Here is a 4,743-nt window from a genome sequence, read left to right as displayed (position 1 = left end):
ACAACACCCCCGACGCAACACAGATTAATAACTTAAAGAATCTGTGTGAAAAAATCCTAGAACCTTTACGCCGTAACTTTGGCGTAATCAAAATTAACAGCGGTTTCCGCTGCCCTGTACTTAACGAACGAGTTAATGGAGTTGGAAACTCTCAACACCTCTTTGGTGAAGCTGCTGACATACATTGCTATAACGTATATATAGCCAGAAAATATTTTGACTTTATTACGAATCATTGCCCGTATGATCAACTGCTTTTTGAATACCGAAAAGGTGGTTCTTTTTGGATTCACGTTTCACTTAAACGTAACGAAAAGAATCGTAAAATGAGAATAGAAAATTATCCAGCTAAACATTAACAATAATCATGAGCTATACATCAAAACAAACTAAAAATTCGCCTTTCCTTAAAGTGCGCCGTAACATCACCTCAATGCCCGAAATGGCAGATCTACTCAATGAAGAGGGTAGTACTGGATTCGGTACTTACATGATGATATTGATTTATCTCACAAAGTGCGACAACTGTGTGGGACTTTATAACAAAAGCCGTCTGCGCAGCCTGTCTGTGGAAGCTCACAAGTCGTTGAGCTACATCTGTAACATCATCAATAACTACGGCTTGTTTGTTGTTGACGACAAAATCTTTTATAGTCAGGAACTCTGCCAAACACTGAATATTGATTTCACCGTGAATTCTTCTTCTTCAGAAGATGAACTTGAACTCAAACATAGTTCAAATTCAAAGTGCAAAACTTCAAATTATACTTCAAAAAAAGGTGCAAATGAATTGACTTCAAATCCAATTGAAAATGATTCTAAAATGAATCATAAATCAAACCAAATTGAATCTAGATTGAATCATGAATCAATTCGAAATCAACGAAACGGCAATAAGCATAATACGTACACGCATGCGCAACCGCGCGAAGATATAGATATAGATAAAGATATAGATATAGATATAGAAACTACTGCTGCCGCTGTAGTAAAGACAGCAGCACCAGCAGACTTTCTGACGAGGATGAATTCTATTTTTGACGACGATAACTGGCTGCGTAATATTGAGGGAGAGACTGGTATCAAACTGTTTTCGGATAGCGGCATACGTCAGCAGGTGATTGAATGGTTTGACCGAAAATTGATTGAGAGCGGATGCAACGACGAATCTGGATATACACCTCGTGACGCCAAGAAATATCTTCGTAATCTGCTTATCTCTGGGCGCAAGACACGAAATGAATTCAATGAACTGCTGAAGCGCAACCGTGAAAAGGCAAGACGAAAGCCATTGCTGTGTCCCGCTGATAATCGCACTTCTGGACCAAGCGAGTATGAGAGTGTAGTCGATGGCGTGCGCTATGCTCGAGGCAAGGAATCCGTTCCCATGTCTGCACCACCTCAGGAGTCTGTATATAGACGTTGGAGCTGTATCCGCAATGCATGGGTAGCTCCTGATTCATGGGATTTTGAAGAGGAAATGATTGCACGCAGACGTCTTGGAATGACTGATAGACTATTGATACAATGAGCGAGCAATACGAAAGAATATCAATCTCTGACCTGGAGATAAAGGGTAGCAGAGAGAGCGGACAGGTGAGGTCTACATGTCCGCATTGCAGAGACTACAAACAGCATGGCAACGCTGCTTGTGTAAGCATCAATCTTGATACTGGTTTCGGGCAATGTTTCAAGTGCGGAACTAAATTTCTGTTGAAGGAACGTGCCCAGAAATGGCAGCAGCATACTCGCAGCTTCGCTAAGAAAAAGGCCTATAAGCGACCGTCTCAGCAGGGACTTGAAAGCTCTTACAACGCAACGATGATTGACTATGTGCTGCGTCGTGGACTGGACCCTCAAGTGTGCCTTTCTCATGGCATTTACATGGCGAAGCGCAAGTTCGGCGGTGTGGAGCGTGACTGCTTGGCGTTCGCCTTTTACGAGGGTTCGCAGATTATTAACATCCAGTATAAGACAACTGATAAGCAGTTCAGCTTTGAGGCAGACTGTGAACTGATTCCTTATGGTATCGACAACGTGCTGGGCTGTGACGAGATGATTATCACAGAGGGACTCTTTGACGCAGAGGCGATGATAGAGGCTGGATTTGCCAATACAGTAAGCGTACCGAATGGTGCAGGCACTGACTTCAAACGCAGTTTTGAACGCTTTAAATACAGTCATCTTGCCGACATCAAGACGGTGTATATCGCTGGCGATAACGACGAGGAAGGTCTGAAATGCAGAGCAAACATCGCAGCCTATTTTGGCGAGGCGAGATGCAAGCAGGTGGAATGGCCCGATGACTGCAAGGATGCCAACGACGTGATGATGAAGTATGGCAAGGAGCGTATCGGCGAGTGCATCAAGGCGGCTACAGACTGCCCGATTACGGGAGCGGTGACGCTGAACGACATCAGCGGACGGCTTGACGTGATTTATCAGGAGGGTTTGAAACCTGGTCTGACAATCGGCGTAAAAGGGTTTGATCATCTTGTGCGTTTTGAACTTGGTAGAATCATGGTCATCAGCGGTTATCCGGGAACGGGTAAGAGTTCGTTTGAGGACTTCATCCTCCTCAGTCTGGCTCGTCAGCACGGCTGGAAGACGGCGATATTCACGCCTGAGAAATATCCTACAGAGTTGCACTATATGGAGCTAGCCGAGATACTCACGGCAACGAAGTTTCACAGGGACAGTATGCCTAAGCAGATGATGCAGAATGCCATAAACTGGTTGGCTGATAACATCTATCACATCGACGGCGAGGGCGGTGCAGCCATTGATGACATTCTTCATGTGGCGTTGCAGCTGAAGCAGCGTTACGGCATCAGCGTATTTGCGCTGGACCCTTTCAACTATGTTGACTTGCCGATGATAGCGGGTGCAAACGACACGCAGAAAATCAGTAATGTGCTGAAGAAGATTGTTGCGTTTGCGCATCAGCAGCACGTCTTCGTGATTGTGGTGGCGCATCCAAAGAAGCCTGATGACTTCGGAAAGACGGAGAGGGCAGCGAGTCTGTACGACATAGCGGGTTCGGCAGACTTCTACAATAAATGCGATTACGGTATCATTCTGAATCGTGACAAGGAGCGTGATCTCACGTTCGTGAATGTATTGAAAATCAGATTTAAGCATCTTGGTCAGACGGGCAAATGTGCGTTGAAGTTCGATCGCAAGACGGGTAGGTTCGTAGGGTGCAAGGAGACGTATGATGAAAAGAACGATATCATCTACACGCCATTACAATATGATTACGACAACTGGATAAATGCAACCCCGATAGTACAGGAGCTTCCGTTTGAGGACGAGGATGTAATGCCATTCTAATAGACTCGCTTATTCTCCCGCAGATAGCGCAGATCACGCAGAGGAATGCAGCGTGGCTGCATTATATCGCAGAGAAAGACAGTTTGGTGAGTATTGTTGTTTTGTTGTTTGTCTGCGTAAATCAGCGAGATCAGCGGGAGACATTGGGGTTTCTTTGTGCCGATAGTTTGAGTACTCTTGCGTGTATTCTCCCGCAGATAACGCAGATCACGCAGAGGAATGCAGCAGGCTGCATTATATCGCAGAGAAAGATAGTTTGGTTAATGTTGTTTTGTGGTTCGTCTGCGATAATCAGCGAGATCTGCGGGAGACACATGGGTTTCATCTGTGCGGATTGTTTGAGTACTCTTGCGTGTATTCTCCCGCAGATAGCGCAGATCACGCAGAGGAATGCAGCAGGCTGCATTATATCGCAGAGAAAGACAGTTTGGTTATTGTTGTTTTGGGTTTTGTCTGCGATAATCTGCGTGATCTGCGAGAGACATTGGGGTTTCGTTTGTGCGGATAGATTGAGTACTCTTATGTGAATATTCTCTCGCAGATGGCGCAGATCACGCAGAGGAATGCAGCAAGCTGCATTATTTCGCAGACAAACAGCAAACAACATGAACAGCATTCCACTATGTGGTAATTGTCTTTCTCTGCGATTATCTGCGGCATCTGCTTTAGCAGATTCATTTGCGCTAACTGTCTTTTGTCTGCGTAATCTGCGAGATCTGCGGGAGAATCGGCCGTTAAACACATAAGGAAAGAGCAAGGAAAGAGCAAGCAATAAAAACAGCAACGAAATAAAAATAAATAAAGAAAAGAAACAAATAAAACGAGTGAGCAATAACAATATAAGTATTAACAATTAAAACAAAACGATGATGTCAAATTTATCAATCGGGAGACACTCCCGCAAACAATCAAATGTCAGAAGTGCGGACGCACGCTGCCTAAGCAGAAATTAGAACGCATGCGCTCTGGCACTTATCGACAAGTGTGCAATCAATGCAAATACGAGTACTACATCAAACCTGCTAGGATAAGACGAATACTCAGAGAACTCGAAAATCGTACATAGGTTTTGTAAATAAACTAGCGTCGAAACGTCTATTCGCTGACTATCAGTATGTTAGATGCACTTTTTTCAAAAACAAAGTGTCGCGAAAACGTCAATTTGCATTTGCGTTTCTATATAGAAATGCAAACTTTACATCGTAGAAACGCAAACTTTGTGTCGTAGTAACAGAAACGTTTCCACGTAATAACGCAAATGTTACGTCGTGGAAACGTATTTTCGATAAAAAATAACGATAAAATAGAATGGAACTATCTAAAATCAATGTCTTGTATAAGACAAAAAAAGAAATCAAGCAAAAAATGATGAGTCTTGACGATCTGTTCGTCATGATTCGAGGTGAAAAA

The 4,743-nt window shown here is 43.7% G+C and carries 3 protein-coding genes; all 3 read left to right on the top strand.

Features of this window, described 5'->3' with window-relative positions; genetic code table 11:
• Positions 1–359, top strand: a 359-nt coding sequence (locus B045_RS0110925) for a D-Ala-D-Ala carboxypeptidase family metallohydrolase (protein ID WP_018464295.1), incomplete at its 5' end; no start/stop codon positions are given.
• A gap of 8 nt (positions 360–367) precedes the next feature.
• Positions 368–1,531, top strand: a complete 1,164-nt coding sequence (locus B045_RS0110920; protein ID WP_081618629.1) for a Lin1244/Lin1753 domain-containing protein — start codon at positions 368–370, stop codon at positions 1,529–1,531.
• Positions 1,528–3,333 carry a bifunctional DNA primase/helicase gene (locus tag B045_RS0110915; RefSeq protein WP_018464293.1) on the top strand — a complete coding sequence of 602 codons (1,806 nt, stop codon included), beginning with the start codon at positions 1,528–1,530 and terminating at the stop codon, positions 3,331–3,333. Before B045_RS0110920 ends, B045_RS0110915 begins: the two co-directional genes overlap by 4 nt.
• The last annotated feature ends 1,410 nt before the right edge of the window (positions 3,334–4,743 follow it).

It is taken from the genome of Segatella paludivivens DSM 17968 = JCM 13650, from assembly GCF_000373185.1.
Lineage (GTDB): Bacteria > Bacteroidota > Bacteroidia > Bacteroidales > Bacteroidaceae > Prevotella > Prevotella paludivivens.
This window is presented reverse-complemented; position numbering and strand designations above follow the sequence as displayed.

Coding starts and splice junctions, on each gene's coding strand:
- B045_RS0110920 (WP_081618629.1), top strand. CDS start 368: ATGAGCTATACATCAAAACAAACTAAAAATTCGCCTTTCCTTAAAGTG.
- B045_RS0110915 (WP_018464293.1), top strand. CDS start 1,528: ATGAGCGAGCAATACGAAAGAATATCAATCTCTGACCTGGAGATAAAG.